The sequence below is a fragment of the Streptomyces sp. NPDC104226 genome (assembly GCF_055584085.1).
Map to the genome: position 1 here is coordinate 372,371 of NZ_JBVJMS010000004.1, position 22,019 is coordinate 394,389.

At 73.2% G+C, this 22,019-nt stretch carries 21 protein-coding genes; 14 read left to right on the forward strand and 7 right to left on the reverse strand.

Going from position 1 to position 22,019, the window contains the following annotated elements:
* Window positions 1-66: 66 nt before the first annotated feature.
* From ACZ60J_RS15115 to ACZ60J_RS15125, 3 genes are all read left to right on the forward strand, one after another.
* Window positions 67-498, forward strand: a complete 432-nt coding sequence (locus tag ACZ60J_RS15115) for a hypothetical protein (protein WP_469682061.1) — start codon at window positions 67-69, stop codon at window positions 496-498.
* A gap of 73 nt (window positions 499-571) precedes the next feature.
* Complete coding sequence (locus ACZ60J_RS15120; RefSeq protein WP_469682063.1) at window positions 572-1,225, forward strand: DUF3105 domain-containing protein; 654 nt, start codon at window positions 572-574, stop codon at window positions 1,223-1,225.
* Window positions 1,222-1,926, forward strand: a complete 705-nt coding sequence (locus ACZ60J_RS15125) for a DUF305 domain-containing protein (protein ID WP_469682064.1) — start codon at window positions 1,222-1,224, stop codon at window positions 1,924-1,926. The genes ACZ60J_RS15120 and ACZ60J_RS15125 overlap by 4 nt, the downstream gene beginning before the upstream one ends.
* Window positions 1,927-2,003: 77 nt before the next feature.
* Here the strand turns inward: ACZ60J_RS15125 and ACZ60J_RS15130 are convergent, their stop codons facing one another.
* Window positions 2,004-2,918 (reverse strand): alpha/beta fold hydrolase, encoded by a 915-nt coding sequence (locus ACZ60J_RS15130; RefSeq protein ID WP_469682065.1) that lies wholly within the window; start codon window positions 2,916-2,918, stop codon window positions 2,004-2,006.
* Entirely contained in the window at window positions 2,915-3,661 is a 747-nt protein-coding gene (locus ACZ60J_RS15135) for a DUF998 domain-containing protein (RefSeq protein WP_469682067.1), read from the reverse strand. Before ACZ60J_RS15135 ends, ACZ60J_RS15130 begins: the two co-directional genes overlap by 4 nt.
* 72 nt (window positions 3,662-3,733) lie before the next feature.
* Here ACZ60J_RS15135 and ACZ60J_RS15140 point away from each other — a divergent pair, with 72 nt between their 5' ends.
* The 4 genes from ACZ60J_RS15140 to ACZ60J_RS15155 all read left to right on the forward strand — a co-directional run bounded on the left by ACZ60J_RS15140 (window position 3,734) and on the right by ACZ60J_RS15155 (window position 9,310).
* Window positions 3,734-4,258, forward strand: a complete 525-nt coding sequence (locus tag ACZ60J_RS15140) for a hypothetical protein (RefSeq protein WP_469682068.1) — start codon at window positions 3,734-3,736, stop codon at window positions 4,256-4,258.
* A gap of 90 nt (window positions 4,259-4,348) precedes the next feature.
* On the forward strand, window positions 4,349-5,995 hold the full coding sequence (locus ACZ60J_RS15145) for a multicopper oxidase family protein (RefSeq protein ID WP_469682069.1): 1,647 nt from the start codon (window positions 4,349-4,351) through the stop codon (window positions 5,993-5,995).
* A 175-nt stretch (window positions 5,996-6,170) separates the two neighbouring features.
* A complete protein-coding gene (locus tag ACZ60J_RS15150) occupies window positions 6,171-7,505 on the forward strand; it encodes a DUF4352 domain-containing protein (protein ID WP_469682071.1) in 1,335 nt (444 codons plus the stop codon).
* A gap of 50 nt (window positions 7,506-7,555) precedes the next feature.
* A complete protein-coding gene (locus ACZ60J_RS15155; protein ID WP_469682073.1) occupies window positions 7,556-9,310 on the forward strand; it encodes an NAD+ synthase in 1,755 nt (584 codons plus the stop codon).
* 41 nt (window positions 9,311-9,351) lie between these two features.
* Here the strand turns inward: ACZ60J_RS15155 and ACZ60J_RS15160 are convergent, their stop codons facing one another.
* Window positions 9,352-10,380, reverse strand: coding sequence for an endonuclease/exonuclease/phosphatase family protein (locus ACZ60J_RS15160; RefSeq protein WP_469682074.1), 1,029 nt, complete (start codon window positions 10,378-10,380; stop codon window positions 9,352-9,354).
* A gap of 285 nt (window positions 10,381-10,665) precedes the next feature.
* Between ACZ60J_RS15160 and panB the strand changes: the two genes are divergently transcribed.
* The 3 genes from panB (at window position 10,666) to ACZ60J_RS15175 (ending at window position 13,518) form a co-directional block, all read left to right on the forward strand.
* On the forward strand, window positions 10,666-11,526 hold the full coding sequence (gene panB, locus ACZ60J_RS15165; protein ID WP_469682075.1) for a 3-methyl-2-oxobutanoate hydroxymethyltransferase: 861 nt from the start codon (window positions 10,666-10,668) through the stop codon (window positions 11,524-11,526).
* A 112-nt stretch (window positions 11,527-11,638) separates the two neighbouring features.
* Window positions 11,639-12,670 carry an ATP-binding cassette domain-containing protein gene (locus ACZ60J_RS15170; protein WP_469682076.1) on the forward strand — a complete coding sequence of 344 codons (1,032 nt, stop codon included), beginning with the start codon at window positions 11,639-11,641 and terminating at the stop codon, window positions 12,668-12,670.
* Window positions 12,667-13,518 (forward strand): ABC transporter permease, encoded by an 852-nt coding sequence (locus tag ACZ60J_RS15175; protein WP_469682078.1) that lies wholly within the window; start codon window positions 12,667-12,669, stop codon window positions 13,516-13,518. The genes ACZ60J_RS15170 and ACZ60J_RS15175 overlap by 4 nt, the downstream gene beginning before the upstream one ends.
* 56 nt (window positions 13,519-13,574) lie before the next feature.
* Here the strand turns inward: ACZ60J_RS15175 and ACZ60J_RS15180 are convergent, their stop codons facing one another.
* Window positions 13,575-17,177: an AfsR/SARP family transcriptional regulator gene (locus ACZ60J_RS15180; protein ID WP_469682442.1), complete on the reverse strand. Its 3,603-nt coding sequence runs from the start codon at window positions 17,175-17,177 to the stop codon at window positions 13,575-13,577.
* Between the two features lie 72 nt (window positions 17,178-17,249).
* On the opposite strand from ACZ60J_RS15180, the gene ACZ60J_RS15185 reads away from it, so the two are divergent.
* Window positions 17,250-18,077 carry a site-2 protease family protein gene (locus ACZ60J_RS15185; RefSeq protein WP_469682080.1) on the forward strand — a complete coding sequence of 276 codons (828 nt, stop codon included), beginning with the start codon at window positions 17,250-17,252 and terminating at the stop codon, window positions 18,075-18,077.
* Here ACZ60J_RS15185 and ACZ60J_RS15190 read toward each other — a convergent pair.
* Both ACZ60J_RS15190 and npdG read right to left on the reverse strand, forming a co-directional pair.
* A complete protein-coding gene (locus ACZ60J_RS15190) occupies window positions 18,074-18,268 on the reverse strand; it encodes a hypothetical protein (protein WP_469682081.1) in 195 nt (64 codons plus the stop codon). The genes ACZ60J_RS15185 and ACZ60J_RS15190 overlap by 4 nt on opposite strands.
* Before the next feature lie 229 nt (window positions 18,269-18,497).
* Window positions 18,498-19,235, reverse strand: coding sequence for an NADPH-dependent F420 reductase (gene npdG / locus ACZ60J_RS15195; RefSeq protein WP_469682083.1), 738 nt, complete (start codon window positions 19,233-19,235; stop codon window positions 18,498-18,500).
* Between the two features lie 161 nt (window positions 19,236-19,396).
* Here npdG and ACZ60J_RS15200 point away from each other — a divergent pair, with 161 nt between their 5' ends.
* Entirely contained in the window at window positions 19,397-20,002 is a 606-nt protein-coding gene (locus tag ACZ60J_RS15200) for a hypothetical protein (RefSeq protein WP_469682085.1), read from the forward strand.
* On the opposite strand, the gene ACZ60J_RS15205 is transcribed toward ACZ60J_RS15200, so the two are convergent.
* Window positions 20,003-20,248: a hypothetical protein gene (locus ACZ60J_RS15205; protein WP_385378408.1), complete on the reverse strand. Its 246-nt coding sequence runs from the start codon at window positions 20,246-20,248 to the stop codon at window positions 20,003-20,005. It lies immediately after the preceding gene.
* A 72-nt stretch (window positions 20,249-20,320) separates the two neighbouring features.
* Here ACZ60J_RS15205 and map point away from each other — a divergent pair, with 72 nt between their 5' ends.
* A complete protein-coding gene (map, locus tag ACZ60J_RS15210; RefSeq protein WP_469682087.1) occupies window positions 20,321-21,178 on the forward strand; it encodes a type I methionyl aminopeptidase in 858 nt (285 codons plus the stop codon).
* Window positions 21,179-21,317: 139 nt separating this feature from the next.
* Window positions 21,318-21,965, forward strand: coding sequence for a biliverdin-producing heme oxygenase (locus ACZ60J_RS15215; protein ID WP_469682089.1), 648 nt, complete (start codon window positions 21,318-21,320; stop codon window positions 21,963-21,965).
* Window positions 21,966-22,019: the final 54 nt, after the last annotated feature.

Consider the following 22,019-nt stretch of genomic DNA (forward strand, 5'->3'; position numbering starts at 1 on the left):
CCCCGGAAAGCCGGTGGCACCCCCGCACTGACCTAGGGCCGGTCATGAGCATTACCATCGGCGCCCATGGGGGGCCATGCGCATGACGAGCAGGGACGTCGGAGACGTCCGCTGCTCCGGCGTGCCGTCCTCCTGATGGCCTTCGGGGTGCTGGCCGGCACGGCGTTCCTGTGCCGGGCGTCCTGGGCCGGGGATCCGGCCGCGGCGGGCACGGTTCCGCGGACCGGGCACACCGCGCACGCTGCCGGCGCCCACGGTTCCGGTGCGCACGCTGCCGGTGCGCAGCGCGCCGTCTGCGTGGCGCCGTACGACCGGCCCGGCTGCTCCCCGCTCTCGCACGTTCTCCCCGGGCTGCTGCCCCCGGCGCCGCCCGCGGTCCTGCTGGCGGGCGCGGTCCCCGCGGCCGCCGTGCGTCCCGGGGCTGCGGCGGGGATCCGGCCTCCCTCGGCGCTCGCGCGCGGCCCCGACCTGTACGCCCTCCAGGTGCTGCGGACCTGACCGGTCCCGGCTCGGCGGCGCTCAGGCAGCGCGTTCTCCACTCCACCCCCCTCAGCACGAAGGAATCAGGGCCATGGCCAGCAGGAAGTCCGAAACCAACAACTCCCGCCAGGCGCGGATAGCCGAGATGCGCCGCGCCGACCAGTCGCGCGACCGGCGCAACAAGGCCATCGCGATCACCGCGTCGGCCGCCATCGTCACCGCGCTCATCGGCTTCGGCGCGTGGGTGATGGTCGACCAGCAGAACAAGAAGGAAGCCGCCGAGGCCAAGCTCAAGGCGCCGGTCGCCGGCGAGCAGACCTGGGACGCGAAGAAGCTCGGCCGCAACCACGTCGAGACCCCGGTGAAGTACGAGATGAACCCGCCGGTCGGCGGGGACCACAACCCCCGCTGGATGAACTGCAACGGCGACGTCTACAAGAACCCGATCCCCGAGATCAACGCCGTCCACTCGCTGGAGCACGGCGCCGTGTGGGTGACGTACAACGAGAAGGCCGCGGCGGCCGACGTCGAGAAGCTCGCCGCGAAGGTCTCCAAGACCCCCTACACGCTGATGAGCCCCGTCAAGGAGCAGGCCGGCACGATCATGCTCAGCGCGTGGGGCAAGCAGCTGACCGTGGACAGTGCGGACGACGCCCGGGTGGCCGACTTCCTCGGCAAGTACGTGCAGGGCACGCAGACCCCCGAGCCGGGCGCGGCCTGCACGAACGGGCTGGCCGACAAGTGACCCGTACGGCCGGCAAGGGTTCCGTGACCCGTACGTACTGGGCCGCGGGCACGGCCGTGGGCCTGGCGCTGCTCTTCGCGGTGGGGGCCACGGTCGCCACCGCGGGGGGAGCCGATTCCGCCCCCGAGGCCTCCCGGACGCCGGGGCTCTACTCCGCCGACGCGGGCTTCGCCCGGGACATGGCGGTGCACCACCAGCAGGCGGTGGAGATGTCCTTCATCGTGCGCGACCGCACCAAGGACGAACCGGTGCGCGTGCTCGCCTACGACATCGCCAACACCCAGGCCAACCAGCGCGGCATGATGCTGGGCTGGCTGGACATGTGGGGCCTGCCGAAGGTGGTGGCCGGTGAGCCGCCGATGTCCTGGATGACGGCCGGCGGCGCCGAGCACGGCATGGAGGGTCACGCCATGGGCGGGGCCGTCACCAAGCCCGGCGCGCTGATGCCCGGCATGGCCACCAAGGAGGACCTGGCCCGGCTCGGCGCCGCCGAGGGCCGGGACGCCGAGGTGCTCTACCTGCGGCTGATGACGGAGCACCACAAGGGCGGCGTCGCCATGGCCCAGGGCTGCGCCGACGCGTGCGGGAACCCGGCCGAGAGGGCGCTCGCCCAGGGCATGGTCGAGGCCCAGCAGTCGGAGATCAAGCTGATGGCCGACATGCTGAAGCAGCGCGGAGCGGATCTGCTGGCCGCGGAGTAACCGGTCGCACGGGCGGCGCCGCCCCTTGGGGGGCGGCGCCGCTGCGCGCTCCGCGGCCGCACCCGTACGGCCCGGGGCTAGGCCTCCGCATCCGCTTCCGCCGTTTCCACCGCTTCCGCCGCGTACAGGACCGCCCGCGCCACTTGGTGCGGGCGGTCCAGCATGACCAGGTGTCCGGACGGCTCCGCGACCACGAAGCGGGCGCCGAGTGCGTCGGCCAGCGCCGCCTGGCGGCCCAGCCAGCGCAGGTCCGGGCGGCGGGCGCCGGGGTCGTGGCCGGCCAGGACGGTGGCGGGCGCGGTCAGCGGCAGCTCCGCGCGCAGCGCCGGCACCTCGGCGGCCGTGTCGGGGTAGGCGGCGTTCTCCAGCAGGGCCCCGCGCCAGACCCGGCCGGTCCGGTAGCAGCGGCGTACGAGGTCCCGCGCGGCCGGGTCGTCCGCGCGGCCCGCGCGCGATGCCCGTACGGCGGTCCGCCGGGCCCGGGGGCCCAGCGCGGCGGGCAGCCCCGCGGCGGTCACGGCCCGGCCGAGCACCCGGGCGGCGCCGGTCCGCACCCCGGCGGGCAGGACCGTACGGGGCCGCTCCTCCACGCTGCCGTCGACCAGCACAACGGCGGCGGTGCGCCCCGGGTACAGGCGGGCGAAGGCTTCGGCGTGGAAGGCAGCGATGGAGTGCCCGGCCACGGTGACGCGTTCGGCGCCCAGGCCGAGCGCGTCCAGCAGTCCGGCGATCCGGTGCGCCTCCCCGGCGGCGGACGGGGCACGTACGGCGGGGGCGCTCAGCCCGTGCCCGGGACGGTCGAAGCGGACGACGGTACGGCCTGCGGCGACGAGCAGCTCCGCCACGGGATCCCAGTCGAACCAGGCCATGGCGAGCCCGGCGCTGAGGACGACCGGGGGGCCGGAGCCCTCCACGAGGACGTGCAGCACGGCCCCGTCGGTGTCGGGACCTGCGGGGAGGCGTACGAACCTCCCGGGGCCGCTTCCGCTCATGTACGGCGTTCCCGGTGGACGGAGTATGCGAGCAGGCCGAGCCAGACGGCCACGAACAGCACCTGGAGCCGCTGACCGGCGCCGAGCGCCCAGGTGCCGTGCCCGGCGGTGAACAGGGCGATGGAGACCAGGGTCCAGGCGGTGGCGAGCAGTTCGAGCACGACGAGCACGGGTCCGAACCGCGCGAGCGGGGCGAGGCGGCCGTAGCGGCGGGCGGCGAGGGTGAGGGCCACGATCCCGACCAGCGCTCCCGTCATGGCGAGACTGCTGCTGACGGCGTGCGCCTGATGGGTGGCGGGGACCAGCCCGGCGGTCTCCCGGGCCGCGCATTCGGGGTCCACGGTCGGCGTGCAGCTCAGCGGCAGCCAGGCGTCCGCCGCGGTGGCGGCGCCGAAGAGGGTGACTCCGGACCAGCCGGCGACGGACCAGGGGCGGCGGGCCTCGACGCGCCGGACGAAGCGGACCAGGGCCAGGAGGCCGCCGAGGAGCACGAGGAGGCCGGCGGTGAAGTCGGTGGCCCGGAACAGGCCGCCGAGCGGCTGGTCCTGGGCGGCGAGCTCGCTGACGTACGTCTCGATGGGGTTGAGGCCCGTGGAGAGGACGACTTCGAGGACCCACGCGGTGTAGGCGGCGGCGCCGAGCCCGACGAGGAGCGCCACGGAGCGGGCACCGGGCCCGGCCGTGGGGGCGGGACCCGCCCCCACGGAGGGGCCGATCACGGACTTCGGGTCTTTTGTGGACATAGTGTGACTAATCCTAAACGCGGCCGGGCCCGGTCCTCCGATCGGATACCCACCCCGGGTAGGGTTCTGCCCATGACCCGCCCAGCCTCGCGCACACAGCGACCAGCAGTCCGGTGGTCCCGGCTGCTGCTGTTCGCCGCGCTGCTGCTCGGCATCGCGGGCATGCACACGCTGGGCCATCCGACACCGGCCCACGCCATGGAGGACGTGCCGGCGGTCCGTTTCGTTCCCGGAGCCGGTCATGCGCCGTCCGGGGCGGAGCACGGCGGCCGACCGGTCGGGGCGATGCCGGACCCGGCGGCCGCAACCGCAGCCGCAGCCGCCGCCGCAGCCGCCGCCGGCACGGCGGTGACCGATGCCGCCGCGGCCACCGTCACCGTCGGGGCACCGCGCCCGCAGCACACCGGCATGGATCCCATGTCCGTGTGTCTCGCCGTACTCGGCGCCCTCACCCTGCTGGTCCTCGGAGCCGGACTGGCCGGCCCGCGCCGTGCCGCGCCGCTCGGGGGCGCGACACGTGCGCCGGGCCGGCCCGGCGGCCGGGACCCGCCTCCACCCCGCGAACTCCTCACCCTGCTGGCGGTGCTGCGCGTATAGGCCGGGCTCCGTCGTCGCCCCCGCATGCCTCCGGGGCGGCGGCAGACGGTGCCCACCTGCCTGCCTCACACCATCACGAGGTGTTCCACCATGCGCTCTTCCGCTTCTCCCGCGTCCCCCTCTTCTCCTTCCCCCTCCCGCCGAGCCGTTCTCGGAGCCGGCGCCGCCCTCGCCGGCTCCGGGCTGCTCGCCGCCTGCTCGGGAGGCTCCGGCATGGCCGGCATGGACCACGGCGCGGGCGCCACGGGCAAGGGAGCCTCCTCCCCCGCCCCCGGCGGCTACGTGGACCCGGCCGGCCCCGAGGTGCACGCCGCCGAGGCCGCCCGCAAGGCCACCGGCCCGCTCACCGAGGTCCGGCTGACGGCCACCGCCACCCCGCTCGACCTCGGCGCCGGCCGCTCCGTCCGCTCCTGGGCGTACGGAGACAGGCTCCCCGGCCAGGAGGTCCGGGTCACCGCGGGCGGCACCCTCGCCCTGACCCTGGCCAACAACCTCCCCGAAGCCACCTCCCTGCACTGGCACGGCCTGGCCCTGCGCAACGACATGGACGGGGTACCGGGGCTGACCCAGCGGGACATCGCGCCGGGCGGCTCGTTCACGTACAAGTTCGCCGTCCCGCACCCCGGGACGTACTGGTTCCACCCGCACTCCGGGGTCCAGCAGGACCGCGGGCTGTACGCGCCGCTGATCGTCGAGGACCCCAAGGAACCGCTCTCCTACGACAAGGAGTGGGTGGTCGTACTCGACGACTGGCTCGACGGGGTGGACGGCTCCACCCCCGACGCCGTGCTCGGCGAACTCCGCAAGGGCATGGACATGAGCCCGGGCGGCAGCCACTCGGGCCACGGCTCCGGCTCCGGCACTGCGGGCACGCCCGCGCCCGCCGCAAGCGGCGGCCCCTCCCGGCTCCTCATGGGCGGGGTCAGCGAGGTCCTCGGCAAGGACCCGGGCGATGTCGCGTACCCGCACTACCTGGTCAACGGCCGCACCCCCGAGGATCCCTCGGTCTTCACCGCCCGCCCGGGCGACCGGATCCGGCTCCGGATCATCAACGCGGGCGGGGACACCGCCTTCCGGATCGCCCTGGGCGGCCACGCGTTGACGGTCACCCACACCGACGGCTTCCCCGTCGAGCACGCGACCGCCCGATCGGTCCTGCTGGGCATGGGCGAGCGCTACGACGTCCTGGTGACGGCGGGCGACGGGGTGTTCCCGCTGACCGCCCTCGCGGAGGGCAAGGGCGACGCGGCCTCGGCGCTCGCGGTGCTGCGCACCGGTGCGGGGGCGGCGCCGACCGCCGCGACCCGGCCCGCGGAGCTGTCCGGGCCGCCGCTGACGGCGGACGCCCTGAAGGCGGCGGAGCCGGTGGCCCTGGCCGCCCGCGAACCGGACCGCACGGTGCGGATCAAGCTGACCGGCGGGATGGCCGCGTACGACTGGGCCTTCGACGGCAAGCCGTACGCCCCGGACCAGCGGCACCCGGTGAAGGCGGGGGAACGGGTCCGGATGGAGTTCGACAACTCCACGACGATGTGGCACCCGCTCCACCTGCACGGGCACACCTTCGCCCTCGGCAACCGGCCGGGCGGGGCCCGCAAGGACACCGCGGTGATCCTGCCGAACGGGAAGCTGACGGTGGACTTCGACGCCGACAACCCCGGCCTGTGGATGGCGCATTGCCACAACGTCTACCACGCGGAGGCCGGGATGATGACCGTACTGGGCTACCTGCGCTAGGCCGTCTCTTTCGGATCTTGCCCCGGGCCGGGCCGCCTGCGCGCCGCGTTCCGCGCGCCGGCGGCCCGGCCCGGGAGCCCGGGAGGGGGCCGAAATCCCCGGCAGGGAGGCCGAATTCCATGACAGGGTGGTGATCGTCCCGCGCCGATTGCGATCTGAAGGATTTCCCGCCGGTATGAGCACCCCGCCGAACCCGCCCAGCACCCCGTCCGGCCAGCCGACGGAGTCCGCGGGCACCCCCGCATCCGAGGCGGTTCCCATACCGGCGCCCGCGCAGCCCCTGTCCCTCGACAAGGCTCCGGCCGCGACCCCGGCCGAGCCCGCGGACGCCATCCCGGCGGACACCACGGACACCGTCCCGGCCGGCGCCGCCCCCGCGGACGCCGCTCCGGCCATCCCCACCGCGGACATCGTCACCGCGGACGCCGCTCCGGCCACCCCCACCGCGGACATCGTCCCCACGGACGCCGTCCCGGCAGGCACCCCCACCACGGCCACCGTGCCCGCCGGCTCCGCCCCCGCGGACGCCGCCCCCGCCGCCTTCGCCCCGGTCGCCCCCGCCCCGGCGGCGGTCGCTGCCGGCGCTCCCCCGGCGCACGCGTGGGGAGCCCCGTACGGCGCCCCCGGCGCCCCCGCGCCCGGCAACCCCTGGGCGACGCCCGTCGGCGCCGGCGGTCACCCCGGCGGCCCGCAGGCGCACGGCTTCCCGGAGCCGCCGCCCGCCTCGAACGGCCTGGCCGTCGCCGCCCTGCTCCTCGGGCTGTTCGGCATCTTCGTCGGCCTCGTCCCCTTCTTCTTCTGGGCCGGCGCCCTCCTCGCGGTGACCGGCTTCGGCATCGGCATCGCGGCCGTCCTCAAGGCCCGCCGCGGCGCCCCCCGCGCCACGTTGGCCGCGGTCGGCACCGCCCTGAGCGTCCTCGCCCTGGCCGCCTCCGTCGGCGGCTGGTTCATCACCACGGCCGTCTTCGACAGGATCGACAGGAACATCGCCGCGAGCCGCGCGGACGACGAGTACGACTACGGCTATGGCTACGAGGACGACTACGAGCCCCGCACCCCGAGCAGCCCCGCGAGCCCGACCCCCAAGCCCTCGCCCTCCGACGTCCCGGGCAAGACCTCGGCCCTGGCCTGGGGCAAGCCCTACACCTACGAGGACGGGGTCCAGGTCACCGTGCAGGGCGCGGCCCCGTACAAGCCGTCCTCGACGGCCTACCCGCCCTCGGCCCGCAACGGCAACGCGGTCAAGGTGACGGTGAAGATCGTCAACAACTCGGGGGCCGCGCTCGACGTCAGCCTGGCCCTGCCGCACGCCCGCGACGACCAGGGCACCGAGGCCGAGATGGCCTTCGACGGCTCCGTGCCGAAGATGTTCAAGGGCTCGGTCATGGCCGGGGAATCGATGACCGGCACCTTCGCCTTCGTGGTCCCCGAGGGCAGCAAGAGCCTGCACTTCGAGATCGCGCCCGGCACCAGGTACGACGACGCGATCTGGAGCGGCCCGATCGGCTGAACCGGCGACTCCCAGGACATCGCGTCAGAAAGACGATTAGACTGGGCCGCGTGCCTCAACTACGCCTCGCTCTGAATCAGATCGACTCGCAGGTCGGCAACATCGCCGCCAACGCCGACTCGGTCGTCCACTGGACCCGGCACTCCGCCGAACAGGGCGCCCACCTGGTGGCGTTTCCGGAGATGGTGCTGACCGGGTACCCCGTCGAGGACCTCGCCCTGCGCGGCTCCTTCGTCGAGGCTTCCCGCCGGGCCCTGCTCGCCCTCGCGCAGCGCCTGGCGGCCGAGGGCTTCGGAGACCTCCCGGTCGTCGTCGGCTACCTCGACCGTACGGAGAAGGCCGCGCCCCGTCTCGGCCGCCCGGCGGGGTCCCCGGAGAACGCGGCCGCCGTGCTGTACGGCGGGCAGGTCGTCCTGCGCTTCGGCAAGCACCACCTCCCCAACTACGGCGTCTTCGACGAGTTCCGGTACTTCGTGCCGGGCGACACCCAGCCGGTGATCCGGGTGCGGGGCGTGGACGTGGCCCTGGCCATCTGCGAGGACCTCTGGCAGGAGGGCGGGCGCGTCCCCGCCACCCGCTCCGCCGGGGCCGGGCTGCTGATCTCGATCAACGCGTCCCCGTACGAGCGCAACAAGGACGACCTCCGGCTGGAGCTCGTGCGCAAGCGCGCCCAGGAGGCCGGCTGCACCCTCGCCTACCTGGCGATGATCGGCGGCCAGGACGAGCTCGTCTTCGACGGTGACTCGATCGTCGTCGACTCCGCCGGCGAGGTCATCGCGCGCGCCCCGCAGTTCTCCGAGGGCTGCGTCCTGGTCGACCTGGAGCTGCCCGCGGCCTCGGACACTCCCGTCGAGGGCACCGTGGACGACGGCCTGCGCATCGACCGCGTGATCCTCACCGAGGAGCCGGTGGAGCCGTACGAGCCGGTCGTGACGGGCGGCTACGCCGACCGGCTGGAGGATGACGAGGAGATCTACGACGCGCTGGTCGTGGGCCTGCGCGCGTACGTCCGGAAGAACGGCTTCCGGTCGGTCCTGATCGGCCTCTCCGGCGGCATCGACTCCGCCCTCGTCGCCGCGATCGCCTGCGACGCGATCGGCGCGCAGAACGTGTACGGCGTCTCGATGCCGTCCAAGTACTCCTCGGAGCACTCCCGGGGCGACGCGGCCGAGCTGGCGACGCGGACCGGCCTGAACTTCCGGACCGTGTCGATCGAGCCGATGTTCGACGCCTACATGGGCGCGCTCGGCCTGTCCGGGCTCGCCGAGGAGAACCTCCAGTCCCGGCTGCGCGGCACCCTGCTGATGGCGCTCTCCAACCAGGAGGGCCACATCGTGCTGGCCCCGGGCAACAAGTCGGAGCTGGCCGTCGGCTACTCCACCCTGTACGGGGACTCCGTGGGCGCGTACGGCCCGATCAAGGACGTCTACAAGACGGACGTCTTCCGCCTCGCCGAGTACCGCAACCGGGCGGCGGCCGAGCGCGGCGAGACCCCGCCGATCCCGGAGAACTCCATCGTCAAGCCGCCGAGCGCCGAACTGCGCCCGGGCCAGGTGGACACGGACTCGCTGCCGGACTACCCCGTGCTCGACGGGATCCTGGAGCTGTACGTGGACCGCGACCAGGGTCTGGAAGCGGTCGTCGCGGCCGGTTACGACCGCGAGCTCGTCGCGAAGACGCTACGGATGGTGGACACCGCCGAGTACAAGCGCCGGCAGTACCCGCCGGGCACGAAGATCTCCGCGAAGGGCTTCGGCAAGGACCGCCGGCTGCCCATCACGAACGGCTGGCGCGAGCAGGCGTAGCGCCCGCGCCCGCGCCGTACCTACCGCGCGGTCGTACGGCCCTACGGCTTCACGGTGACGCGGGCGGCGATCGGCAGGTGGTCGCTGCCCGTGCGGGGCAGGGTCCAGGAGGCCTCGGGGGTGACCCCGCGGACCAGGATCTGGTCGATGCGGGCCATCGGGAACTGCGCGGGCCAGCTGAAGCCGAAGCCGTCTCCGGACGCGCCCTGGGTGGAACGCAGCTGCGAGGTGACCTCGGACAGGGCACGGTCGTTGACCGTTCCGTTGAGGTCGCCGAGCAGGATGACCCGGCGCAGCGGTTCGGCGGCGAGCGCGGCGCCGAGGGCGTCGGCGCTGTTGTCGCGCTGGTTGGCGGTGAAGCCGGCATTGAGCTTGACGCGGACCGAGGGGAGGTGGGCCACGAAGGCGGCCACCTCTCCGTAGGGGGTCTTGACGGTGGCGCGCATGGCCCGGGTCCAGCCCATCTTGATGTCGACGGGCTGGCTGGAGACCAGCGGGTACTTGCTCCAGATCCCGACGGTGTTCTCGACGGCGTGGTACTTGTACGTCGCCGCGAGGGCCTTCTCGTAGACCGGGACGACGGTGCCCTTGAGCTCGGTCAGGGCCAGGACGTCGGCTCCGGACTTGGCGATCGAGGCGGCGGTGCCGGCGGGGTCGGCGTTGTCGGCGTCGACGTTGTGGGTGGCGACCGTGAGGTTGCCGCCGGTCCGCGACTTGTCGGTGACCAGGCCCCCGAAGAGGTTCACCCAGACCACGGCGGTCAGCAGTATCGCGATGAGCGCGGTGGCGGACTTGCGGAAGAGCGCGGCGGCGAACAGCACCGGGACGGCCAGGCCCAGCCAGGGCAGGAAGGTCTCGGTGAGGCTGCCGAGGTTGCCGATGTCGTTGGGCAGCTCGGCGTGCAGGATCATGACGAGGGAGATCAGCACGGCGAACGCGGCGAGCACGATCCCGCGGCGCCAGATGCCCGGATCGCGCCGCAGCTCGGCCAGCCGGCGCCGGAGACCCGCTCGGGAGGGCTCGGGCTCCGAGCCGTCGCTCCCGGTCTCCGTCATGTACGCCTGTGCCATGCCACTGCCCTCGCTGCCGTGCTCGCGCTCCGTCCCCGCCTCTTGACCCTAGGCGATATACGGAGGGTTCCGCGCCGATTGTGTCGGCCGTACGTCCGGGAGGACGAACGGCCGAGCGGCCTCAGTTCCGGTTGTCACCAAACGCGCACATTGATCCGCGGTGCGCCCGCCACGGGGAGACGTGCTCCGTGCCACTTCCCGCCCGGGCCCCGAGAGTGCCACCATGGAGGTGAGTCCGGGGACGTCGTAAGGGCGCCTCGAGATGAACATCAAGGAGCAGTTGCAATGACGCATGCCGTTTCGCCTGCCCGCGAAGCCTCCTCCCCCACCCTGTACGGAGGCTCGGGCACCCGGCGCATCACCGTCCGCGACCTCACCCTCGCCAAGGAACGCGGCGAGAAGTGGCCCATGCTCACCGCCTACGACGCCATGACGGCGTCCGTGTTCGACGAGGCCGGCATCCCGGTCATGCTCGTCGGCGACTCGATGGGCAACTGCCACCTCGGCTACGAGACCACCGTCCCGGTGACGATGGACGAGATGACCTTGCTGTCGGCGGCCGTCGTACGCGGCACCAGCCGGGCCCTGATCGTCGGCGACCTGCCCTTCGGCTCCTACCAGGAGGGCCCCGTACAGGCGCTGCGCAGTGCCACCCGGCTCGTCAAGGAGGCCGGGGTCGGAGCGGTGAAGCTGGAGGGCGGCGAGCGTTCGCTGGCCCAGACCGAGCTGATCGTGCAGTCGGGCATCCCGGTCATGTCCCACCTGGGCCTGACCCCGCAGTCCGTGAACGCCATGGGCTACCGGGTGCAGGGCCGCGGCGACGAGGCCGCCCACCAGCTGCTGCGCGACGCGAAGGCGGCGCAGGACGCGGGCGCCTTCGCGGTGGTGCTGGAGCTGGTCCCGGCCGAGCTGGCCGCCGAGGTGACCCGGTCCCTGCACATTCCGACGGTCGGCATCGGCGCGGGTGCGGAGTGCGACGCGCAGGTGCTGGTGTGGACGGACATGATGGGGCTGACCGGCGGCAGGATGCCGAAGTTCGTCAAGCAGTACGCGAACCTCCGCGCGACCATGGGCGACGCGGCGAAGGCCTTCGCCGAGGACGTGGTCGGCGGAACGTTCCCGCAGGCGGAGCACGCCTTCCACTAGCCCGGCCTGACCCGGGTGGCCCGCCTCCTGCAGGCGGGCCACCCGGGTCTGTAGGCGGGCTGTCGGGACCTGTAGGTGGCCTGTAGGTGCTTTGTCAGTGGTGTCTGGTCCCATGGTGGACATGACGCGAAACGACAAGAATCCCCTGAACGGCTCGAACGCCGTGGAGGTCCGGGGGCTGGTCAAGCACTACGGCGAGACCAAAGCCCTCGACGGTGTGGACCTCGACGTCCGCGAGGGAACCGTCCTCGGGGTCCTCGGCCCCAACGGTGCGGGCAAGACCACCCTGGTCCGCATCCTCTCCACCCTGATCACCCCCGACGCCGGCACCGCCCGGGTCGCCGGCTTCGACGTGGTCCGCCAGCCGCGGCAGCTGCGTCGGACCATAGGCCTGACCGGCCAGTACGCCTCGGTCGACGAGAAGCTCTCCGGCTGGGAGAACCTCTACATGATCGGCCGGCTGCTGGACCTGTCCCGCAAGGACTCCCGCAACCGCGCCGACGAGCTGCTGGAGCGGTTCTCCCTCACGGACGCCGCCAAGAAGGCCGTGATGACCTACTCCGGCGGCATGCGGCGCCGGCTCGACCTGGCCGCCTCGATGATCGGCAGCCCGGCCGTGCTGTACCTGGACGAGCCGACCACCGGTCTGGACCCGCGCACCCGCAACGAGGTGTGGGACGAGGTGCAGCGGATGGTCGCCGAGGGGGCCACCGTCCTGCTCACCACCCAGTACATGGAGGAGGCCGAGCAGCTCGCCAGCGAGCTGACGGTCATCGACAAGGGCAAGGTCATCGCCAACGGCAAGGTCGACGAGCTGAAGGCCCGCGTCGGCGGCCGGACCCTGCGGATCCGCCCCACCGACCCGTCCGACCTGCCGGGCATGGCCCGCGCCCTGGCCGAGGCCGGTCTGGACGGGGTCGCCGGCTCGCAGGCCGTCCCGGACGAGGGCGCCCTGCTGGTGCCGATCCTGGCCGACGAGCAGCTGACCGCCGTGGTGGGCCTGCTGGCGGCCCGCGGGTACGGGATCTCCGACATCAGCACCTACCTGCCCAGCCTGGACGAGGTGTTCCTGTCCATCACCGGACAGAAGCCCACCGCCGAGGACTCCATCCCCAACCAGCAGACCGAGGAGGTCGCGGCATGAGCACCGTAACCACGACGAAGCCCAGCCCCACCGCGGCCGCCCCGGCCGGCGGGCCCGTCCTCGCGGACGAGGGCCGGATCGGCCTGCGGGGCAACCTGCGCCACATCGGCGCCCTGGCCCGGCGCAACGTCCTGCAGATCAAGCAGGACCCGGAGTCGATGTTCGACGTGCTGTTCATGCCGATCATCTTCACGCTGCTGTTCGTCTTCGTCTTCGGCGGCGCGATCTCCGGCAAGGGCAACCAGGACGCGTACGTCAACTACGTGGTCCCGGGCCTGATGGCGATGATGGGCATGAACATCGCCATGGGTGTGGGCACCGGAGTCAACGACGACTTCAAGAAGGGCGTGATGGACCGCTTCCGGTCCATGCCGATCGCCCGCTCCTCGGTGCTGATCGCCAAGATCGTGGTCGAGCTCGGCAGGATGATGGTCGCCATCGCGATCCTGCTCGGCATGGGCTTCCTGCTCGGCCTGTCCATCAAGGGCTCGATCCTGGACCTGTTCCTGTCCATCGGGCTGTCGGCCGTCTTCGGCGCCTCGCTGATGTGGATCTTCATCCTGCTGGGTCTCACCATGAAGACCCCCCAGGCGGTCCAGGGCATGGCCATGCTGGTCCTGATGCCGCTGCAGTTCGGCAGCTCGATCTTCGCCCCGCCGACGACGATGCCCGGCTGGCTGCAGAGCTTCACCGACGTCAACCCGCTGTCCAACCTGGCCGACGCGGCCCGCTCCCTGATCAACGGGACCCCGCTCGGCAACTCCGTGTGGATCACTCTGGCCTGGTCGGCCGGCATCACGCTGGTGACCATGCCGCTCGCCGTGCGGAAGTTCCGCCAGAAGACCTGATCCGCGGGCGGGTCCGCTCCGGATCGCGTCCCGGGCGGACCCGGACGGGGGACGGGTCAGACGAGGGCGGCGGCCTCCTCCAGGGTGAGGCGGCCGCCTTCGGCGTACGCCGCCTCGTACGCGGCGTCGCCGAGCGCCGCCCGGGCCAGGCGCTCGGCCAGTTCGGCGTCCGCGCGCTCGATGGAGACCTGGACGTGCTCGGGCGGAAGCAGCGCGCGGTAGGCGCCGAGCAGCCGCGCGGCGTCGTACTCCCGCTCCGGGCCGCCGAGCCCGACCAGGGAGCGGGCCCCGGTCACCAGGAACGCGGCCGGGAGGTGCGGGGCGACCATCTGGGCGAGCGGGTCCCGTACGGCCTGCAGGGCCTGCCGGAGCACGGTGAGGGAGTTCTCGTACTTGCCCTCCTCGTTGTCCAGCCAGGCCATCGTGCCGAGCAGGAAGCCGTCGAAGATGGCGAACGCGCCGAAGGAGAACTCGTCGCGCAGGTACTGGAGCTGGACGCGGGCCTCGGGGATGCGGCCGGTGCGGCCGTAGACGGTGGCGAGGAACATCCTGGCGGCGGGCATGGCCTCGTTGCCGAACTGGCCGATGGTCCCGGCGAGCAGGCCGGTGAGGAGTTCCTCGGCCTCCTCCAGGAGGCCGTCCTCGGCGAGGGTCCCGGCCATCCGCACCTGCAACACCGTGACCTGGGCCTCGGCCCCGAGCCGCCGGGCGTATTCGACCGCGGCGCGGAAGTCCTGGGCGGCCAGGGCGTACTCGCCGCGCTTCTCGTGGGTCTCGGCGCGGGCGGAGAGCGCTTCGGCGCAGCCCCAGTCGTCGCCGAGGGAGGCGTAGAGGGCGAGGCTCTCCTCGGCGTCCCGGGAGGCGTTGCCGGCCCAGTCCGCGCGGTTGGCGAGGATGTTGGCGCGGAGCTGGAGGGCGGAGGCCAGCTCCCAGCGGTAGCCGAGGGCGCGGGCCGTCTCCACGGTCTCCTCGGCCACGCGGCGGAGCAGATCGGGGTCCCCCCAGATCATGACGGCGTAGATCCACAGGGCCGAGGGGGCACGGCAGATCTGCGGCAGCCCCGGCCTGTAGGCGGCGATCATGCCGTCGATCTGGTCGCGGGCCTCGGGGCTGGACCAGGTGTCGCTGGTCTGGTCCCGGGAGGCCAGGACCATCATCCGGATGCCGCGCCAGGCCTCGGTGAGCAGTTCGCCCTCGTACGGCGGGGGCGTGTCGACGATCCGTTCGTAGACGGGCTCGGCGGGCACCACGGGCGCGGCGAAGGGGTCCGGGCCGAGGGCCGCGGCGGCAACGGCCCAGTGGCGGGTCTCGGCGCGCAGGTCGTGCATGTGCCAGTACCAGACGAGGGAGTGCAGGAGGCACAGGACCTCGCCCACGTCCTTGGCGGCGACGGCCCGGCGCAGGGCGGTGCGCAGGTTCTCGTACTCGGTGGCGAGCCGGTCGGCGGCGGCGCGCTGGCCGTGGCCGCGCAGCAGCGGCTCGCTGGTGCGGGCGAGTTCCCGGTAGTGGGTGAGGTGGCGCCGCTCGGTCTCCGCACGGTCCTCGCCGGCCTCCGCGAGGCGGTCGGCGGCGTACTCGCCGACGGTCTCCAGGAGGCGGTAGCGCATGCCGGCGGCGCCGTCGGGGGCGGTGACGACGAGGGACTTGTCCACGAGGGATCCGAGCAGCTCGGCGACGTCGGCGGCGTCGATCCGGTCGGGGGACGGCCCGTCCGCGCAGACGGCCTCGGCGGCGTCGAGGTCGCAGCCGCCGGCGAAGACGGACAGCCGTCGCAGGACGGCCCGCTCGGGCTCGTCGAGGAGGTCCCAGGACCAGTCGACCACGGCGCGCAGGGTCTGCTGGCGGGGCAGATGGGTGCGGGCGCCGCCGGTCAGGAGCCGGAACCGGTCGTCCAGCCGGTCGGCGATCTGACGGGGGGTGAGCAGGCGCAGCCGGGCGGCGGCCAGCTCGATGGCGAGCGGCATCCCGTCGAGCCGGCGGCAGATCTCCACGGCGGCGGCGGGGTCCTCGTCCACGGTGAACCCGGCGCGGGCGGCGGCCCCGCGGTCGTGGAGCAGCCGCAGTGCGACGGGGTCGGGCAGCGGGTCCACCGGGCGCAGCGTCTCGCCCGGTACGCCGAGGGGTTCGCGGCTGGTGGCCAGGATCTGTACGCCGGGGCAGCGCGCGAGCACTTCCTCCGCGAGGCGGGCGGCTGCGGCGACGACGTGCTCGCAGTTGTCGAGGATCAGCAGCATCCGGCGCCGCGCGCAGTGCTCCGCGAGGCGGTCAAGGGGGTGGTCGCCCCGCTCGGTCAGCGCCCGCATCTCCTCGGCGGAACCGCCGCGCAGCTTGGTCTCCCGGGCCCCGAGCGCGGCGAGCACGGCCTCGGCGACGTCCTCCGGATCGTCCACGGGAGCCAGCTCCACGAACCACACCCCGTCGGCCCAGGCGGGGGCGAAGCGTGTGCCGGTGCCGGTGCCTCCGGCGGTGGGAGGGAGGGCTCCGGCGTGGGCGTCCGGCGTGCCGCGGCCGGCCCGTGCGTGGGCCTCGGCGGCCTCCTGCGACAGCCGGGTCTTGCCGGCGCCGCCGGGTCCGAGCAGGGTGACGAGCCGGGCCCGGGCCAGGTCGTCGCCGATAACCCGGATGTCCTCCTCCCGCCCGACGAAGGTGGTCAGCCGCATCCGCAGATTCCCCGCCCCCGTCCCGTCCTGCACCGGGGCGGTCACGGCAGGGACCGGGAGCGTCCCGGCGGGCGCGGCGGGGGTAACGGCAGGGGCGGGGCCGGTCTGCCCGGGGCGGGTGGGGTGCCGGTCCGTCCCGTCGGGCGCGGCGGAGCCGCCCGGGGCCTGCCGGCCCGTCGGCGTCTCGGCAGGGTGGCCGGGGGCCGTGTCGTCCGGGGCGGGGCCGGTCCGGCCGGGGGCGGCGGCCGGCCCGGAGGGGGCCGGGCCGGTCGGCGCCGGAAGCGGTCCGGATCCGGGTGTCGGGGCGGGGGTCAGCAGGGCCGTGTGGAGGGTGCGCAGGGTGGGGCCCGGGGTGGTGCCCAGGCGGGTGGCGAGCTCCCGGCGGACCTCGTCGTAAGCGGCCAGCGCCTCCGCGGGGCGGCCCGCGTCGCGCAGGGCCCGGATCCGGAGGGCCTGCAGGGGTTCGTCCAGCGGCAGCCCCGCGCACAGCGCGGTCAGCTCCGGCAGGACCCGCTCCGCCTCCCCCAGCGCCAGCGCCGCGTCCAGGCGGCCCCGGCGCGCGTCCAGCCGTAGCGCCTCCCAGCGGGCGGCCTCCGGCCCGGAACCCGGCAGGGAGCTCAGCGGCTCGCCCCGCCACAGCGCCAGGGCCTCGTCGTACAGGGCGGCCGCCTCCGCCGGGGCGGCCTGCGCCGCCGCCCGGGTCAGCCGCTCGAAGCGGTACAGGTCGATGTCGTCCCGGTCGGCGACGAGCCAGTAGCCGCCCTCCCCGGAGCCCACCGCCTCGCGCCCCAGCACCCTGCGCAGCCGTCCCACGAGTGCCTGGAGCGCCGCGAGGCCGTCCGCGGGCGGGTCGCCGTCCCAGACCTCCTCGATCAGCGAGGCCGCCGGGACGGCCCGCCCCGGCCGCAGGGCGAGCGCGGTCAGGAGCGCGCGCAGCCGCGCACCGCCGACGGGTACGGTGCTCCCGTCGTCGCGGAGGGCCTGGGTGGTGCCGAGCATCGTGTAACGCACCGGCCCATTGTCTCCGGCCCGGGACCCCACCGGGCGCCGCCTCCGGGATAGGTTCGCCGCATGGGTTTCCAGGGCAGTCAGAACCGTAGCCACCCCCGCAGTCACGACCGCGGCGACCGGCGGATCAGTCCGGTGTTCATCGGCATCTTCGCCGTCATGGCGGTCACGGGGTGGGCGGTGTGGACGGGGTACTCGACCAGCACCGGGCTGGCCGTCTTCCTCTTCGTCACGGCGGCCTGGATCGTGTCCCTGTGCCTGCACGAGTACGCGCACGCCCGCACCGCCCTGCACAGCGGCGACCTCAGCGTCGGCGCGAAGGGCTACCTGACGCTGAATCCCCTCAAGTACACGCACGCGCTGCTCAGCATCGTCCTGCCCGTGCTCTTCGTGATCATGGGCGGTCTGGGTCTCCCCGGCGGTGCGGTGTACATCGAGCGCGACCGGATCGAGGGCCGGTGGCGGCACAGCCTCATCTCGGCGGCCGGCCCGCTGACGAACGTCGCGTTCGCGGCCGTCTGCACGGCTCCGTTCTGGCTGAACGCCCTGGACGGCGTCCCGATCCCGTTCCGCTTCGCGCTCGGCTTCTTGGCGCTGCTCCAGGTGTCGGCGGCGATCCTGAACTTCCTGCCGGTCCCGGGCCTGGACGGCTACGGCATCATCGAGCCCTGGCTCTCCCACCGGATCCGCCGCGAGGTGGCGCCGCTGGCGCCGTTCGGCCTGCTGGCCGTGTTCGCGCTGCTGTGGATCCCGGAGATCAACGCGTACTTCTTCGACGCGGTGTACGGCGTGCTGTCCGCCCTGGGCGTGAGCGAGCTGGAGGCGTACTGCGGCCGGGACCTGTACCAGTTCTGGCGGGACACCGACGGCTTCTGCCAGGCGGCGTCCTAGCCCGCGGTGCGGGCCTGGGCCGCGGCCTTGTCCATCTTCGACTTGCGCACGTAGAACCACGCCATGTTCGACGTGACGCCCGCCATCAGCACCCACGCGATCCCGAGCAGGCTGCCCTCGACGAAGGAGACCACGGCGGCGGCCACGGCGAGGACGCAGAGGACGACGGCGAACACGGCAAGGCGGGGCATGGCGGAGGCTCCTCGAAGACACTGAAGCGGTTCAGGCCCTTCCAGTGTCCCCCATGCCCCGGCGTGCTCCCGTCCGGCTTGATTTCCGCCATCCCGTGACCGCCCTCAGTGCGGACGCCGGGGCGGTCGTCGTGAGCCTGGGCTTGAGCAGCGCCTCGGCGGCGGGCGGCGCGGGTGAGGGGTGGTCGGTCCGCCCGGGCCCGTGGGGGCCGGGCGGACCGGCGGCTGGTCAGACGTCCGTGATGCGCAGGCCTGCGTGGGCCTTGTAGCGGCGGTTGGTGGAGATGAGGTTGGCCACCAGCGCTTCGACCTGGTGGGCGTTGCGCAGCCGGCCGGCGAAGACGCCGCGCATGCCGGGGATCCGGCCGGCGAGGGCCTGCACGATGTCGGTGTCGGCGCGTACCTCGCCGAGGACCATCACGTCGGTGTCGATCTCGTCGACCGACTCGTCCTGGAGGAGCACCGCCGAGAGGTGGTGGAAGGCCGCCGTGACGCGGGAGTCCGGCAGGAGGGCCGCGGCCTGCTGGGCCGCGCTGCCCTCTTCGACCTGGAGGGCGTACGCGCCCTGCTTGTCGAAGCCGAGCGGGTTGACGCAGTCGACCACGAGCTTGCCGGCGAGGTCCTCGCGCAGCGATTCCAGGGTCTTGGCGTGGCCCTCCCACGGCACCGCGATGATCACGATGTCGCTGCGGCGCGCGCACTCGGCGTTGTCCGCGCCCTCCACCCCGAGCCCGAGCTCGTCGGCCGCGGTCTGCGCGCGGTCCGCGGCGCGGGATCCGATGATCACCTTCTGGCCGGCCCGGGCGAGCCGGTAGGCCAGGCCCCGGCCCTGGTCGCCGGTGCCGCCGAGGACGCCTACGACGAGGCCGGAGACGTCGGGGAGGTCCCACGGGTCCTTGGCGGGAGCCTTCGCGGGGGCCTGGGCGGGGGCCTGCGCGGGCTGCTGCGTGCTGTCTGTGGAGGTCATGGGGGCGAGGGTAACCGCGAGATCGTCAGAGGCGAATGCGCGGACACTGTGAGATGCCCGGACGGGCCGGAGAACCCGCAGGGGGAATGCCGGAGCGGTCGTGGGGTGGGAGATGGGGGGAACGGCTCCCGTTTGTCCCTTCCATGCGGCAGGATGCCGATATGGACGCCGTGAGAGTCGCGCTGCTGCGCGAGGTGCTCGCCGGTACGCAGTGGCCCGGCGCCGCACGCCGGTTCGCCGGGACGCTGCGCCGGTCGGTCGTACCGGCCGGCGGGAACCTGCTGCTGGTCGGGACCGAGCAGTACGAGCCCTGGCACCTGGCGGCGCACCTGGTCGACGAGGCCGCCTGGTCGGGGCTGCCGGAGCTGGCGCCCACGCTCGTACGCCACCAGGTGCTGCCCGGGGACGCCCCGCACCTGTCGGTCGGTCTGAGCCGGCTGGAGGCGGCCCGGCGCGGTCACACCCTGCTGGTGGTGGCTCCGGAGCAGCCCGGGGAGGGGCTGCTGGAGCGGGTGCACGGCGCCCGGCGCGCGGGGGCGACCGTACTGTCCCTGGACGGCGGGGATCCGGATCTGGGCACGCTCGCGCACGAGGTGCTGTCCGTACCGGACGGGGCCGCCGAGCTCGACCTGGACACCGTGCAGCACCTGGTCAGCGCGGCGGCCGGGGAGAACAGCCTGCCGGTGCAGCGCGGGCCCAAGCGTTTCCGCGACCGGCTGGCGCGGCTGGCCGACCAGCTGGCCGCGCCGCCGCCCAGCCGCTGGTAGCTACGGGGTACCGGTTCCGGTCCCCTCTTCGGTCTCGCGCGTCTTGTCGTTCCATTTGGGGTCGTTCTGCCATTCGAGATTGCGCTCCTGCGCCGTCTCCATGGCGTGGTTCGCCTCTTCGGGTGTCGCGTAGGGGCCGAAACGGTCCTTCGCCGGGCACTCGGGGCCTTCCTCGACCTTCTTGTGGACCAGGCAGTAGTACCACTCGCCCGGTTTGCCCACCTGGCGCTTCTTGAACAGGGCCATCGTCCTCAGGCTCCTCTCACGGCTGATCTCTGTCGCCATGCTGCCCCATACCCGCTCGATACACTCGCTCACATGTCTGGCCAGTCGCTGCTCGTACCAGGCGAGCTCAGTCCCGTCCGTTCCGTTCCCGGAAACATCCGCCGGCCCGAGTACGTGGGCAAGCCCGCGCCCACTCCGTACACCGGACCGGAGGTGCAGACGGCCGAGACCATCGAGGCCATGCGCATCGCCGGCCGGATCGCCGCCCAGGCGATGGAAGAGGCCGCCAAGCTGATCGCGCCGGGGGTGACCACCGACGAGCTGGACCGGGTCGCCCACGAGTTCATGTGCGATCACGGCGCCTATCCCTCGACGCTGGGCTACCGGGGCTTCCCCAAGTCCCTGTGTTCCTCGCTGAACGAGGTCATCTGCCACGGAATCCCCGACTCGACCGTCCTGCAGGACGGCGACATCGTCAACCTCGACGTGACCGCGTACATCGGCGGGGTGCACGGGGACAACAACGCCACGTACTTCTGCGGGAACGTGGACGAGGAGTCGCGGCTGCTCGTGGAGCGCACCCGCGAGGCCCTGAACCGGGCCATCAAGGCCGTCAGGCCCGGCCGGCAGATCAACATCATCGGCCGGGTCATCGAGTCGTACGCGAAGCGCTTCGGCTACGGCGTCGTCCGGGACTTCACCGGCCACGGGATCAACTCGTCCTTCCACTCCGGCCTGATCGTCCCGCACTACGACAGCCCGCACGCCACCACCGTCATCGAGCCCGGGATGACCTTCACCATCGAGCCGATGCTGACCCTGGGCACCCACGAGTACGACATGTGGGAGGACGGCTGGACGGTCGTCACGAAGGACCGGAAGCGGACCGCGCAGTTCGAGCACACACTGGTGGTCACGGACACCGGGGCGGAGATCCTGACGCTCCCCTGAAAACGGCTCGCGGAGGTTTTTACCGACAAGGCGTCGGGAACACATTGACTTAGGTAAGCCTAAGTAGGAGGATCGGGTGTGGCGGCGCGACCGCCACGCCCGGCTCCCCCTTTTCCTTCCGATTCCTCGGAGGTCCGCCTTGGACGCCTTCTCCACCGTCATCCGTGTCGCCTCGCACGAGCAGCACACCGAGGCAGAGACCTCGACGTTCATGAGCGACCTGCTCGGCGGCCGGCTCGGGGTGGACGCGTACACGCGTTACACCGAGCAGCTGTGGTTCGTGTACAAGGCCCTGGAGGACGCCGCGGAGGCCCTCAAGGACGACGCCGTGGCCGGCCCGTTCATACAGCCCGAGCTGATGCGCCTCGCCGAGATCGAGCGGGACCTGGCCCACCTGCGGGGTCCCGGATGGCGCGAGACCCTGGTCGCGCTGCCCGCCACCGAGGCCTACGCGGCCCGCGTGGCCGAGTGCGCCGCCTCCTGGCCGGGCGGGTACGTGGCCCACCACTACACCCGCTACCTGGGCGACCTCTCCGGCGGCCAGATCATCCGCGACAAGGCGGAGCGGACCTGGGGCTTCGAGCGCAAGGGCGACGGCGTGCGGTTCTACGTCTTCGCGGACATCTCCAACCCGGCCGCCTTCAAGCGGACCTACCGCGAGCTGCTGGACACGATCGCCGCGGACGATCTGGAGAAGCAGCGCATCATCGACGAGTGCAAGCGCGCCTTCGACTACAACGGCGCGGTCTTCCGCGAGCTGGGCGAGCAGTTCCCGCTCAGCGCGTAACGCGTACCGCCCGCGGCGGGCTGAACGGGGAAGGGGGGTGGGCCCATCGGGCCC